The 13,160-nt window shown below is 70.2% G+C and carries 11 protein-coding genes and 1 tRNA gene; 4 read left to right on the forward strand and 8 right to left on the reverse strand.

The features are described 5' to 3' along the window. The first annotated feature begins 15 nt into the window (after positions 1-15). Together AAT21_RS23425 and AAT21_RS23430 are read left to right on the forward strand one after the other, a co-directional pair. Positions 16-450 (forward strand): aminotransferase class IV, encoded by a 435-nt coding sequence (locus tag AAT21_RS23425; protein ID WP_052757954.1) that lies wholly within the window; start codon positions 16-18, stop codon positions 448-450. Positions 451-518: 68 nt separating this feature from the next. Further along, positions 519-1,376, forward strand: coding sequence for an SUMF1/EgtB/PvdO family nonheme iron enzyme (locus AAT21_RS23430; RefSeq protein WP_079025906.1), 858 nt, complete (start codon positions 519-521; stop codon positions 1,374-1,376). 72 nt (positions 1,377-1,448) lie between these two features. Here AAT21_RS23430 and AAT21_RS23435 read toward each other — a convergent pair whose 3' ends face one another. Together AAT21_RS23435 and AAT21_RS23440 are read right to left on the reverse strand one after the other, a co-directional pair. Beyond that, positions 1,449-2,117, reverse strand: a complete 669-nt coding sequence (locus AAT21_RS23435) for a TetR/AcrR family transcriptional regulator (RefSeq protein ID WP_235439194.1) — start codon at positions 2,115-2,117, stop codon at positions 1,449-1,451. Beyond that, positions 2,117-3,097 (reverse strand): acyl-CoA desaturase, encoded by a 981-nt coding sequence (locus AAT21_RS23440; RefSeq protein WP_107081366.1) that lies wholly within the window; start codon positions 3,095-3,097, stop codon positions 2,117-2,119. The genes AAT21_RS23435 and AAT21_RS23440 overlap by 1 nt, the downstream gene beginning before the upstream one ends. A gap of 369 nt (positions 3,098-3,466) precedes the next feature. Here AAT21_RS23440 and ppc point away from each other — a divergent pair, with 369 nt between their 5' ends. Beyond that, positions 3,467-6,235: a phosphoenolpyruvate carboxylase gene (ppc, locus tag AAT21_RS23445; protein WP_046778895.1), complete on the forward strand. Its 2,769-nt coding sequence runs from the start codon at positions 3,467-3,469 to the stop codon at positions 6,233-6,235. A 91-nt stretch (positions 6,236-6,326) separates the two neighbouring features. Here ppc and AAT21_RS23450 read toward each other — a convergent pair whose 3' ends face one another. The 6 genes from AAT21_RS23450 to AAT21_RS23475 all read right to left on the reverse strand — a co-directional run bounded on the left by AAT21_RS23450 (position 6,327) and on the right by AAT21_RS23475 (position 11,452). Continuing rightward, on the reverse strand, positions 6,327-7,097 hold the full coding sequence (locus AAT21_RS23450; RefSeq protein ID WP_046778896.1) for an LPXTG cell wall anchor domain-containing protein: 771 nt from the start codon (positions 7,095-7,097) through the stop codon (positions 6,327-6,329). A 158-nt stretch (positions 7,098-7,255) separates the two neighbouring features. Then, positions 7,256-7,846, reverse strand: a complete 591-nt coding sequence (gene pth / locus AAT21_RS23455; protein WP_046778897.1) for an aminoacyl-tRNA hydrolase — start codon at positions 7,844-7,846, stop codon at positions 7,256-7,258. Between the two features lie 106 nt (positions 7,847-7,952). Continuing rightward, entirely contained in the window at positions 7,953-8,540 is a 588-nt protein-coding gene (locus tag AAT21_RS23460; protein ID WP_046778898.1) for a 50S ribosomal protein L25/general stress protein Ctc, read from the reverse strand. Between the two features lie 174 nt (positions 8,541-8,714). Next, a complete protein-coding gene (locus AAT21_RS23465) occupies positions 8,715-9,692 on the reverse strand; it encodes a ribose-phosphate diphosphokinase (RefSeq protein ID WP_046778899.1) in 978 nt (325 codons plus the stop codon). Positions 9,693-9,825: 133 nt separating this feature from the next. After that, positions 9,826-11,271 (reverse strand): bifunctional UDP-N-acetylglucosamine diphosphorylase/glucosamine-1-phosphate N-acetyltransferase GlmU, encoded by a 1,446-nt coding sequence (glmU, locus tag AAT21_RS23470; protein WP_046778900.1) that lies wholly within the window; start codon positions 11,269-11,271, stop codon positions 9,826-9,828. 109 nt (positions 11,272-11,380) lie between these two features. After that, positions 11,381-11,452: transfer RNA gene (locus AAT21_RS23475), tRNA-Gln, on the reverse strand. 228 nt (positions 11,453-11,680) lie between these two features. Here AAT21_RS23475 and AAT21_RS23480 point away from each other — a divergent pair. After that, positions 11,681-12,970 carry a sensor histidine kinase gene (locus AAT21_RS23480; protein ID WP_046778901.1) on the forward strand — a complete coding sequence of 430 codons (1,290 nt, stop codon included), beginning with the start codon at positions 11,681-11,683 and terminating at the stop codon, positions 12,968-12,970. The last annotated feature ends 190 nt before the right edge of the window (positions 12,971-13,160 follow it).

Genomic DNA, 13,160 nt, shown 5'->3' on the forward strand with positions numbered 1-13,160 from the left:
CCCCCGATGCCGCCCATGAGGGTCCAGGCGGTTCCGTACGTGCGCGACGTCCCGGCGGTGAAGCACATCGGTCTCTTCGGCGCCCTCCATGCCCGCCGGGCGGCGCAGCTCGACGGTTTCGACGACGCGCTGTTCTACGGGCCGGATGACCTGATCTCCGAGGGCGGCACCTGGAACGTCGGCTTCATTGACAGAGAGGGATCCGTGATCTGGCCGAAGGCGGAAGTCCTGCCCGGGGTCACGATGGCGCTCCTCCAGCAGCAGCACGAGCACACGGTCACACACGTCACGCGCGAGGCCGCCCACGGGATGCAGGCCGCGTTCGCCACCAACACGAGCATCGGGGTGCGGGCCATCAGCACCATCGACTCCACACCGTTTCCCACCGAGCATCCGGTGCTGGCCGCCATCCGCGAGGGGTACCAGGCCGCTCCCGGCGATCTCGTCTAACCGGGGCCGGGCATGGCGGTGGTGCGATGGACGGGAGAGAAACGAGGGCCTTACGCACGGCCCTGCGGATGACCGTCCGCCAGTTCGCTGTCCACATCGGGGTCAGCGACCGCATGGTGTCGAACTGGGAGGCTGGCGGTGTCGGCATTGCCCCGCGCCCCTCCAACCAGGCCGCGCTCGACACCGCGTTGTCCTGCGCGGGCACGGAAGCGCATGAGCGTTTCGCCTTCCTGATCACGGAGCAGGCCGCTGCGGCTGAAGACCAGCGTACGGAGATACTGCTGGCTGCCGATCCGCTCCGGTTCGTCCGGCATCCGGTCGACGGGAAGCTGATGGTGGAGGTTCCAGAGGGGATCTTCCTGGGGGGCGATGCCGGCTTGACGACGTGGCTCCCCGGGTTCCACCTGGATGTGTTCCCCACCACGAACGCCGACTACTTCCGCTTCGTGTCCGCCACCGGCTACCCGCCCCCGCAGCACTGGGAAGGGTCGCGGTACCCGGAGAGCATCTTCGACCACCCGGTGGTCTGGGTGACGTGGCGCGACGCTGCGGCCTACGCCGCGTGGGCAGGTAAGGCGCTCCCCAGCAGCACCCAGTGGGAGAAAGCTGCCCGAGGAACGAAGGGGAACATCTACCCCTGGGGCAACAACCCCACCGCGGCGAAGTGCAACGTCTCCGACTCCGGCATCGGGCAGACCACCCCTGTCAGCCGCTACCAGAGCGGTGCAAGCCCGTTCGGGGCCTACGACCTGTGCGGCAATGTGTGGGAATGGTGCGCCACCGAGTCCTCCCAGGGGCGCCGGGAGTTGAAGGGGAGCGCATTCACCAGCCCCTTTGGCCGCGCCACGCCCGCAGCCTTCAACGATGCCTCCACCGGCATGTGCGACGAGGACACCGGCTTCCGCTGTGTCGCCGGGCATCTCTAATCCGAAGACGCGAAAGCCCCCGCCACCGGATCACCGGTGGCGGGGCGCCGTCGTACCGCCCGCGAACGGCGCCTAGCTCTTGCGGCGGCCCACCAGCTGCGGCTTCGACTCCAGCCCGTCCAGCCCGTGCCACGCCAGGTTCACCAGATGCGCCGCCACCTCGGCCTTCTTCGGCTTGCGCACGTCCAGCCACCACTGCCCCGTCAGCGCCACCATCCCGACCAGCGCCTGCGCGTACAGCGGGGCCAGCTTCGGATCGAAGCCCCGGGCCTTGAACTCCAGCCCCAGGATGTCCTCCACCTGCGTGGCGATGTCACTGATCAGCGACGCGAACGTACCCGTCGACTGCGCGACCGGGGAATCCCGCACCAGGATCCGGAAACCGTCCGTGTACGACTCGATGTAGTCCAGGAGCGCGAACGCCGCCTGCTCCAGCAGCTCCCGCGGATGCCCCGCCGTCAGCGCCCCCGTCACCCCGTCCAGCAACTGGCGCATCTCCCGGTCCACGACGACCGCGTACAGGCCCTCCTTGCCGCCGAAGTGCTCGTACACCACCGGCTTGGACACCCCGGCCTTCGCCGCGATCTCCTCCACCGACGTGCCCTCGAAACCCTTCTCCGCGAACAGGGTCCGGCCGATGTCCAGCAATTGCTGGCGCCGCTCCGCGCCCGTCATCCGAACCCGGCGGCCACGCCTGGGCTTGTCGCTGCTGGTACCGCCGTCGATCGCCACGCCCCCCATCATGCCGCGTTCGACCCGTTTTCCCTGCGCCGGGCGTCGATACGGGCCGCCGACGGCCACCTCACGTCAGTGGCCCACCCCAGCTGCTCGAACCAGCGGATCAGCCGCGCACTGGAATCCACCTGCCCCCGCAGCACACCGTGCCGGGCCGACGTCGGATCCGCGTGGTGCAGGTTGTGCCACGACTCACCGCACGACAGCACCGCCAGCCACCACACGTTGCCCGACCGGTCCCGGGACTTGAACGGCCGCTTGCCCACCGCGTGACAGATCGAATTGATCGACCAGGTCACGTGGTGCAGCAGCGCCACCCGCACCAGAGAACCCCAGAAGAACGCCGTGAACGCCCCCCACCACGACATCGTCACCAGACCGCCCACCAGCGGCGGAACCGCGAGCGAGAAGATCGTCCACCAGATGAAGTCCCGCGAGATGCGCCGGATCGCCGGGTCCTTGATCAGATCGGGGGCGTACTTCTGCTGGTCGGTCTGCTCCTCGTCGAACAGCCATCCGATGTGCGCCCACCACAGGCCCTTCATCAGCGCCGGCACCGTCTCACCGAACCGCCACGGCGAATGCGGGTCACCCTCGTGGTCGGAGAACTTGTGGTGCTTGCGGTGGTCCGCCACCCACCGCACCAGCGGACCCTCCACCGCCATCGAGCCCATCACCGCGAGCACGATCCGCAGCGGCCGCTTCGCCTTGAAGGAACCATGCGTGAAGTAACGGTGGAAACCGATCGTGATCCCGTGGCAGGCCAGGAAGTACATGAACACCATCAGGCCCAGGTCCAGCCAGCTCACCCCCCAGCCCCAGGCCAGCGGCACCGCCGCCAGCAGCGCCACGAAGGGAACGGTGATGAACAGCAGCAGGGCGAGCTGCTCGATCGACCGCTTGCTCTCGCCGCCCAGCGTCGCGGACGGCACGGATGTCTCGGAGGGCGCGGACGCACCCTCGATCAGATCGGGGCTGGTGGTCATGGGGTGTCCCCTGGGGGGTGAGGGAAGTCGGCAGGCTCACGGCCACGGAACCCTACGGGTCCGTAACCTACGGCATCGTAAGTATGGCAAAGCCCGGGCCCGGGACAAGAGGAGCACGGCCACGACAACCAGCAGTGGCCCGCCCACCACCCGCCGCCGGACCCCCGACGACTCGGCCTATGAGACGTTTGCCCAGGCACGGGCATCGGACACCTATCCTGTTCCCCGTCGGACAGCGCGGTCCGCACGGGCAGCCCGAGCCACACTCAGAAGCGGCGGTCCCCCGGACGCCAGTCCGGAGGGTCCACGCCGCGCACGGCCGGGAGCCCACCGCCCAGTAGCGCTCGAACACTGCAAGGAGCCGCACCTGTGAGCAGTGCTGACAAGGCCCCCCTGGCCACCCAGCAGGCCCCCGTCACCCCGGCCGCCACCGCCAACGCGGAACTGCGCGCGGACATCCGCCGCCTCGGCGACCTCCTCGGGGAGACCCTCGTACGCCAGGAAGGCCAGGACCTGCTCGACCTCGTCGAACGCGTCCGCGCCCTCACCCGCACCGACGGCGAAGCCGCCGCCGCCCTCCTCGGCGACACCGACCTGGAGACCGCCGCCAAGCTCGTCCGCGCCTTCTCCACCTACTTCCACCTCGCCAACATCACCGAGCAGGTCCACCGCGGCAAGGAACTGCGCGCCCACCGCGCCGCCGAGGGCGGGCTCCTCGCCCGCACCGCCGACATGCTCAAGGACGCCGACCCCGAGCACCTGCGCGAGACGGTCAAGAACCTCAACGTCCGGCCCGTCTTCACCGCGCACCCCACCGAGGCGGCCCGCCGCAGCGTCCTCAACAAGCTGCGCCGCATCGCGGCCCTCCTGGAGGAACCCGTCACCGGCGCCGGCGACCGCCGCCGCCACGACCTCCGCCTCGCCGAGAACATCGACCTCGTCTGGCAGACCGACGAACTGCGCGTCGTCCGTCCCGAGCCCGCCGACGAGGCCCGCAACGCCATCTACTACCTCGACGAACTCCACGCCGGCGCCGTCGGCGACGTCCTGGAGGACCTCGCCGCCGAACTGCGCCGCGTCGGCATCGAACTGCCCGCCGGCACCCGCCCCCTCACCTTCGGCACCTGGATCGGCGGCGACCGCGACGGCAACCCCAACGTCACCCCCGACGTCACCCGCGACGTGCTGATCCTCCAGCACGAACACGGCATCACCGACGCCCTCGAACTCGTCGACTTCCTGCGCAGCCTGCTGTCCAACTCCATCCGCTACACCGGAGCCACCGAGGAACTCCTCGCCTCCCTCCAGGCAGACCTCGAACGCCTCCCCGAGATCAGCCCCCGTTACAAGCGGCTCAACGCCGAAGAGCCCTACCGGCTCAAGGCCACCTGCATCCGCCAGAAGCTCCTCAACACCCGCGAGCGCCTCGCCAAGGGCATCCCCCACGAAGAAGGCCGCGACTACCTCGGCACCGCCGAGCTGCTCACCGACCTCACCCTCATCCAGACCTCCCTGCGCGAGCACCGCGGCGGCCTCTTCGCGGACGGCCACATGGACCGCACCATCCGCACCCTCGCCGCCTTCGGCCTCCAGCTCGCCACCATGGACGTACGCGAACACGCCGACGCCCACCACCACGCCCTCGGCCAGCTCTTCGACCGCCTCGGCGAGGAATCCTGGCGCTACGCCGACATGCCCCGCGACTACCGGCAGAAGCTCCTCGCCAAGGAACTCCGCTCCCGCCGCCCGCTGGCCCCCACCCCGGCCCCCCTCGACGCCGCCGGCGCCAAGACCCTCGGCGTCTTCGCCGCCGTCAAGGACGCCTTCGAGAAGTTCGGCCCCGAAGTCATCGAGTCCTACATCATCTCGATGTGCCAGGGCGCCGACGACGTCTTCGCCGCCGCCGTCCTCGCCCGCGAGGCCGGCCTCATCGACCTCCACGCCGGCTGGGCCAAGATCGGCATCGTCCCGCTCCTGGAGACCACCGACGAGCTCCGCGCCGCCGACGTCATCCTCGACGAGATGCTCGCCGACCCCTCCTACCGGCGCCTGGTCTCCCTCCGCGGCGACGTCCAGGAGGTCATGCTCGGCTACTCCGACTCCTCCAAGTTCGGCGGCATCACCACCAGCCAGTGGGAGATCCACCGCGCCCAGCGCCGGCTCCGCGACGTCGCCCACCGCTACGGCGTCCGCCTGCGCCTCTTCCACGGCCGCGGCGGCACCGTCGGCCGCGGCGGCGGCCCCTCCCACGACGCGATCCTCGCCCAGCCCTGGGGCACCCTCGAAGGCGAGATCAAGGTCACCGAACAGGGCGAGGTCATCTCCGACAAGTACCTCGTCCCCTCCCTCGCCCGCGAGAACCTCGAACTGACCGTCGCGGCCACCCTGCAGGCCTCCGCCCTGCACACCGCGCCCCGCCAGTCCGACGAATCCCTCGCCCGCTGGGACGCGGCCATGGACACCGTCTCCGACGCCGCCCACGCCGCCTACCGCGAGCTCGTCGAAGACCCCGACCTGCCCGCCTACTTCTTCGCCGCCACCCCCGTCGACCAGCTCGCCGACCTCCACCTCGGCTCCCGGCCCTCCCGTCGCCCCGACTCCGGAGCCGGCCTCGACGGCCTGCGCGCCATCCCGTGGGTCTTCGGCTGGACCCAGTCCCGCCAGATCGTCCCCGGCTGGTACGGCGTCGGCTCCGGCCTCAAGGCCCTGCGCGAAGCCGGCCACGAGGACGCCCTCACCGAGATGGGCGAACGCTGGCACTTCTTCCGCAACTTCCTGTCCAACGTCGAGATGACACTGGCCAAGACCGACCTGCGGATCGCCCGCCACTACGTCGACACCCTCGTACCCGACGAGCTCAAGCACGTCTTCGCCCGCATCCAGGCCGAACACGAGCTCACCGTCCGCGAGGTCCTGCGCATCACCGGAGGCGAGCAGCTCCTCGACTCCCACCCGGTGCTCCAGCAGACCTTCGCCGTCCGCGACGCCTACCTCGACCCCATCTCCTACCTCCAGGTCTCCCTCCTGGCCCGCCAGCGCGCAGCCGCCGCCCGCGGTGAGGAAGCCGACCCGCTCCTCTCCCGCGCCCTGCTCCTCACCGTCAACGGTGTCGCCGCAGGCCTGCGCAACACCGGCTGACCGGGCCGCCGTAGCCACGGAAAAAAGGGGGTCCCCCGCGCCGCACCGGCGCGGGGGACCCCCCTTTTTTTTCCGCTTCGTACTACGGGAATCAGCCCTCGGCGCCGGACCGGCGACGGCGGACCAGCAGGAAGGCCCCGGCCGCGATCAGCGCCGCCGCCATCGCGGCGAGCAGCCCGATGGGAGCGTCCGAACCGGTCTTCGCCAGGTCACCACCGGTCGTACCGCCCGAGGCCGAGGCCGACGCGGACGGAGCGGGGGAGGACGCGGAGGAGGAGGGCGACGTGCTCGTCGACGACGACGGGCTCGTGCTCGTGCTCACCGAGGTCGACGGCGAGGCCGACGTGCTGGAACTCGGCGAGGTGGAGGCCGAGGTCGAGGCCGACGGCGCCGGCGTGGTGGAGGACTGCGACGGCGTGGGCTCGGTTGTCGCCGTCGACGGGCAGGTGTGCGAGAGGTTGAACCACTCCAGCTTCTTGCCGCCGCCCGTGGTGCCCTCGACCTCGGCGACCGCCGAGACCAGCTTCGCGCCGGGCTCCGAAGCCGCGTACGCGTGGTTCTCGTTCGGCGGACCGAAGACGGTGATGACCTGCTCGCCGCCCGGCTCGAACTTCACGGTCAGCTTCACGAAGGAGATCTGGTTCGGGCTGCCCGGCGCGATGAAGTGCCAGCCGTCCTTCGTCGCGGGTATGGACGCGCAGGTCTCGCCGGGCTTGCCCTTGTACTGGGCCGCGTAGATCGGCAGGTCCTTCGCCTGGTGCAGCGGCACCTCGTAGGAGTCGGCGGCGAACGCCGGGCCGGCGGACGCGGACAGGAGCAGCGCAGTGGCAACAGCCGCCCAGCGCTTACGGGAACGGAGCATCGAGGCACCTCTGGGGACGAGAGGGAAACATGGGGCCATGGGGGGCGGCGGCGCCAGCATGCTGATACGACACCGCCCCGGTCAAGAGCCAGACGCACATATTTGCTACGAACTGACCCGCTCCGGGCTGCTTGTCCCTTGTGAGGATGCCTGACGCGCTACCCGTTGTACGCCGACTGGGCGCGCTCCAGACCCTCCGCGACCAGGCACTCCACCGCATCCGCCGCCCGGTCCACGAACCAGTCCAGCTCCTTGCGCTCCGTGGCGGAGAAGTCCTTCAGCACGAAGTCCGCGACCTGCATCCGGCCCGGAGGCCGGCCGATGCCGCACCGCACCCGGTGGTAGTCCGCACCCATCGACTTCGTCATCGACTTCAGACCGTTGTGCCCGTTGTCCCCGCCGCCCAGTTTCAGACGCAGCGTCGGATAGTCGATGTCCAGCTCGTCGTGGACCGCGACGATCCGCTCCAACGGCACCTTGTAGAAGTCCCGCAGGGCCGTCACCGGACCACCCGACAGGTTCATGAACGACATCGGCTTGGCCAGCACCACGCGGCGGTTCGCCGGTCCCGGCGGGCCCATCCGGCCCTCGACCACCTGCGCCCGCGCCTTGTGCGCCTTGAACTTACCGCCGATCCGCTCCGCCAGCAGATCGACCACCATGAACCCGATGTTGTGGCGGTTCCCGGCATACTCCGCACCCGGATTGCCCAGACCCACGATCAACCAGGGTGCCGCGTCGTCCGACATCAAAAAGCTCCTTATCCGTACCGCCCGGAACGAAGACGACCGCCGTCCCGCTCCAGTGGAGCCGGACGGCGGTCGGTCAGCAACTGCTGAGAGGAAGGGGCGAGGCTCAGGCCTCGGTGCCCTCGGCCGCGGCCTCGGCGGCCGGCTCCTCGGCCTGCGGGGCGACGACCTGCAGGACGGCGGTCTCACCGTCGACGGCCAGGGCGGTGCCGGCCGGCAGCTTCAGGTCGGAGGCGTGCACGGTCGCACCGGCCTCCAGGCCCTCGATGGAGACGGTGATCTCGGTCGGGATGTGGGTGGCCTCGGTCTCGACGGAGATCGAGGTCAGCAGGGTCTCCAGCAGGTTGCCACCGGCGGCCAGGTCGCCCTCGGTCACGACGGGAACCTCGACGACGACCTTCTCGCCCTTCTTGACGATCAGGAAGTCGACGTGCGAGATGGTGCGCTTGAGGGGGTGACGCTGCACGGCCTTCGGGATGACCAGCTCGGTGCCGTCGCCCGCGATGTCCAGGGACAGCAGGACGTTCGGGGTCTTCAGCGCCATCATCAGGCCGTGGGCCTCGACGTTCACGTGCTTCGGGGCGGTGCCGTGACCGTAGATGACACCGGGGGTCAGGGCGTCACGACGGGCCTGGCGGGCAGAGCCCTTGCCGAAGGTGTCGCGCAGGGCGGCGGAAAGCTTGACCTCGGACATGCTCACTCCTCGTGGGGTGATGGAAAAGGACACAGTCACCCGGCCTGAACGGCCTGCTACGAAGAGCGCGTCGATAACGGAGCGCCCGCACAGAAGTGCGGCCTCCCTCGCCGAGCAACTTCATGAGTCTACCCGGCGGGAAGGCCGCACTTCAAAAGGATCTAGCGGGAGCCCTTACTGCTGCTCCTCGAACAGGCTCGTCACCGAACCGTCCTCGAAGACCTCGCGCACCGCGCGCGCGATCATCGGGGCGATGGACAGCACCGTGATCTTGTCGAGCTCCAGGTCGGACGGGTCCGGGAGGGTGTTCGTGAAGACGAACTCGCTCACCTTGGAGTTCTTCAGGCGGTCGGCCGCCGGGCCCGACAGGATGCCGTGCGTCGCCGTCACGATCACGTCCTCCGCACCGTGCGCGAACAGCGCCTCGGCCGCGGCGCAGATCGTGCCACCCGTGTCGATCATGTCGTCGACCAGGACGCAGACGCGGCCCCTGACCTCACCGACGACCTCGTGGACCGTCACCTGGTTGGCGACGTCCTTGTCACGGCGCTTGTGCACGATCGCCAGCGGCGCGTCCAGCCGGTCGCACCAGCGGTCCGCCACCCGCACACGACCGGCGTCCGGGGACACGATCGTCAGCTTCGTGCGGTCCACCTTCGCGCCCACGTAGTCCGCGAGGACGTTCAGCGCCGACAGGTGGTCCACCGGGCCGTCGAAGAAGCCCTGGATCTGGTCCGTGTGCAGGTCGACCGTCAGGATGCGGTCCGCACCGGAGGTCTTCAGCAGGTCCGCCACCAGACGCGCCGAGATCGGCTCGCGGCCCTTGTGCTTCTTGTCCTGACGGGCGTAGCCGTAGGACGGGATGATCACGGTGATGGAACGCGCCGACGCGCGCTTCAGCGCGTCGATCATGATCAGCTGCTCCATGATCCACTTGTTGATCGGAGCCGTGTGGCTCTGGATCAGGAAGCAGTCCGCGCCACGCGCCGACTCCTGGAAGCGGACGTAGATCTCACCGTTCGCGAAGTCGAAAGCCTTGGTCGGCACGAGGCCGACTCCCAGCTGGTGCGCGACCTCCTCGGCCAGCTCGGGGTGGGCGCGGCCGGAGAAGAGCATCAGCTTCTTCTCGCCGGTCGTCTTGATCCCGGTCACAGCACTGTCTCCTCAGACGTGTTGAAGCTGCTCGCCCCCATGTGCGTCCGTCCCGCACACGGTGAGCCAGCCGAATTGCGTGCACCTATCACGGTACGCCGTTCGTGACGTACCTGTTTCCGGTCAGTTCACCTCAAGGGCGCTCGGAGTCCTCCGAGGCCGCCGACTGCGCAGCCGTGGCGGCGGCGCTTCCCGGACGCTTGCGAGCCACCCAGCCCTCGATATTCCGCTGCTGGCCACGGGCCACGGCCAGCGCACCGGGCGGCACATCCTTCGTGATCACGGACCCGGCGGCCGTGTAGGCCCCGTCCCCGATCGTGACGGGTGCCACAAACATGTTGTCCGACCCCGTCTTGCAATGCGAGCCGACGGTGGTGTGGTGCTTGTGCTCGCCGTCGTAGTTCACGAAGACGCTCGCCGCGCCGATGTTCGTGTACTCGCCGATCGTCGCGTCGCCCACGTACGACAGGTGCGGCACCTTCGTGCCCTCGCCGATCGTCGCGTTCTTCATCTCGACGTACGTACCGGCCTTGGCCTTCGCGCCGAGGGTCGTCCCCGGACGCAGATAGGCGAACGGACCCACGCTCGCCTGCGCGCCCACGACCGCGCTCTCGGCCACCGTGTTGTCCACGCGCGCGCCGGCGCCCACCTGCGTGTCCCGCAGCCGGGTGTTGGGGCCGACCTCGGCGCCCTCGGAGATGTGGGTCGCGCCCAGCAGCTGGGTGCCGGGGTGCACGATCGCGTCCTGGCCGAAGGTGACGGTCACGTCCACGAAGGTGCCGGCCGGGTCGACGATCGTGACGCCCGCGAGCATGGCCTGCTCCAGCAGGCGCGCGTTCAGCAGGGCACGGGCCTCGGCGAGCTGCACGCGGTTGTTGATCCCCAGGATCTGGCGGTGGTCGCTGCCCACGGCCGCGCCGACCCGGTGCCCGGCCTCGCGCAGGATGCCGAGGACGTCGGTGAGGTACTCCTCGCCCTGGCTGTTGTCGGTACGGACCTTGCCGAGCGCGTCGGCGAGCAGGGCACCGTCGAAGGCGAAGACACCCGAGTTGATCTCGCGGATGGCGCGCTGGGAGTCCGTGGCGTCCTTGTGCTCGACGATCGCGGTCACGGCGCCGCCGGCGTCGCGCACGATACGGCCATAGCCGGTGGAGTCCGGTACCTCGGCGGTGAGCACGGTGACCGCGTTGCCGTCGGCGGCGTGCGTCCGCGCGAGCCGGCCCAGGGTCTCCCCGGTCAGCAGCGGGGTGTCGCCGCAGACGACGATCACGGTGCCGTCGACGGGCCCGCCGAGCTCCTGCAGGGCCATGCGGACGGCGTGGCCGGTGCCGTTCTGCTCGTACTGGACGGCGGTGCGGACGTCGGCGTCGATGCCGGCGAGGTGCGCGGTGACCTGCTCCCGGGCGTGCCCGACGACCACGACGAGGTGTTCGGGGTCCAGCTCGCGGGAGGCGGCGACCACGTGACCGACGAGCGAGCGCCCGCAGATCTCGTGCAGGACCTTGGGTGTGGCCGACTTCATGCGGGTGCCCTCACCCGCTGCGAGTACGACGACGGCTGCCGGGCGGTTGGCGCTCACGGGTGTGCCCTTCGGCTTCGGGAGTGGACCCGTGAAGGATACCGGGGCGTTAACGCCGTGAAACGAGGCCGGGTCCCGACCTGGCGGTCGGGACCCGAACGTGCGTGAGCTCCCCCGCCAGGACTCGAACCCGGACATAAGGCACCAAAAGCCTCAGTGCTGCCAATTACACCACAGGGGACTATTTGCGACTAAACCGGACATTGCGTCATGGTGGTCGAGTCGACGGCACCTACTATGCCGCACCATTGCCCTTCGACGCGACGGTAAAGATCGCGCCCTGCGGGGGTTCGTGAGGTGCGGCCCGGGATGTGGGATCAGGGTCTTGGTATCCGGTTGATTCACGTGTGTGTGCGATTACGGAATTTCTGTCGGTGATCTGTCGGGACGCCTGCGTACGCTGGACGGCATGACCAGTACGGGGGAAGAGCAAGGCCGTGCAGGGCCGCCGTTGTGGTGGGTGCGGCGGCGGGACGTCGTGGTGGACGGGACGCTGGCCGTGGTGTCCACCGCGGAGTGCGCGTGGGAAGGGGTCCGCTTCGCGGACGAAGCGGGCATCCCCGTGGCCGCCGGGGTGCTGTTCGGGGCCGTGGTGGGGGCCACGCTCCTGCTGCGGCGGCGGTGGCCGATCGCCGTGGTGCTCGTGGGGATCGCCGTGGCGCCGGCCGAGATGGGGTTCCTGCTCTCGGTGGCGGGGATGTACTCGCTCGCCTCGTCCGACGTGCCCCGGCGGATCATCGCCGGGCTCGCCTCGACATCGCTGGTCGCGACCTTCGTCGTGATGTACCTGAAGACGCGCGGGGACGTGGAGGCGGATCCGGCGCTCGTGGTCGCGCTGTCCGGGTTCGTCGCGGTGGCACTGACCGTGCCGCCGATGCTGCTCGGGCTGTACATCGGCGCCCGGCGGCGGCTGATGGAGAGCCTGCAGGAGCGGGCCGACTCGCTGGAGCGGGAGCTGTCGCTGCTGGCCGACCGGGCGGAGGAGCGGGCCGAGTGGGCCCGCACCGAGGAGCGGACCCGGATCGCGCGCGAGATGCACGACGTGGTCGCCCACCGGGTGTCGCTGATGGTCGTGCACGCGGCCGCGCTGGAGGCGGTGGTCACCAAGGACCCGGCGCGGGCGGCGAAGAACGCCGCGCTGGTCGGGGACATGGGGCGGCAGGCGCTGACGGAACTGCGGGAGATGCTCGGCGTGCTGCGGGCGGCGCCGTCGAAGCCGGCGGTGGCGGCGGCTGCCGCGGTGGCGCCGGCGGGGCCGGTCGCGCTCGTGGGCGGCGCGGCGGTGGTGGCGGTGGCGGCGGCGGACGACGGGCCGTCGCTGAGGGAGCTGGACGCGCTGGTCGGCCAGTCGCGGGCGGCGGGGATGGCCGTCGAGATGGTGGTGCAGGGGGAGGGCGCGGCGTATGCGGCGGAGGTGGAGCAGACGGCGTACCGCGTGGTGCAGGAGGCTCTGACCAACTGCCACAAGCACGCTCCGGGGGCGCGGGTCGTCGTGCGGCTGGCGCACCGGGAGGGTGAGGTGGCGATGCAGGTGGAGAACGGGCCGTGCGAGGGGCCGGTGGACGGGGTCGGGCTGCCGAGCGGGGGGAACGGGCTGGTCGGGATGCGGGAGCGGGTGCTCGGGCTGGGCGGCGTCTTCGTGTCCGGCCCGACGGACGCGGGCGGCTTCCGCGTATCGGCGGTCCTCCCGCTCCCCTGACGTGCCCCTGCGGGGTTGCTCGGCGGGTTTGCTTTGCGGGGCCCCTGCGGGGTTGCTCGGCGGTCCGGTCCGGCCGGAGTGCGTGGCTGGGGCGGGGTACGGGCGTGGTGCGGGTGGGTCGGGGGGCCGGGCAGGGGTGTCTCCTCGGCTCGGCGCGTGCGGCCCTGGCCCGGCCAGGCGGGCTTGGTCG

Source organism: Streptomyces yangpuensis (assembly GCF_001005295.1).
Lineage (GTDB): Bacteria > Actinomycetota > Actinomycetes > Streptomycetales > Streptomycetaceae > Streptomyces > Streptomyces yangpuensis.

Bases quoted from the DNA above. Each gene is read 5' to 3' on its own strand.
- AAT21_RS23425 (WP_052757954.1), top strand. From the start codon at position 16: ATGAGGGTCCAGGCGGTTCCGTACGTGCGCGACGTCCCGGCGGTGAAG.
- AAT21_RS23430 (WP_079025906.1), top strand. From the start codon at position 519: ATGACCGTCCGCCAGTTCGCTGTCCACATCGGGGTCAGCGACCGCATG.
- AAT21_RS23435 (WP_235439194.1), bottom strand. From the start codon at position 2,117: ATGGGGGGCGTGGCGATCGACGGCGGTACCAGCAGCGACAAGCCCAGG.
- AAT21_RS23440 (WP_107081366.1), bottom strand. From the start codon at position 3,097: ATGACCACCAGCCCCGATCTGATCGAGGGTGCGTCCGCGCCCTCCGAG.
- AAT21_RS23450 (WP_046778896.1), bottom strand. From the start codon at position 7,097: ATGCTCCGTTCCCGTAAGCGCTGGGCGGCTGTTGCCACTGCGCTGCTC.
- pth (WP_046778897.1), bottom strand. From the start codon at position 7,846: ATGTCGGACGACGCGGCACCCTGGTTGATCGTGGGTCTGGGCAATCCG.
- AAT21_RS23460 (WP_046778898.1), bottom strand. From the start codon at position 8,540: ATGTCCGAGGTCAAGCTTTCCGCCGCCCTGCGCGACACCTTCGGCAAG.
- AAT21_RS23480 (WP_046778901.1), top strand. From the start codon at position 11,681: ATGACCAGTACGGGGGAAGAGCAAGGCCGTGCAGGGCCGCCGTTGTGG.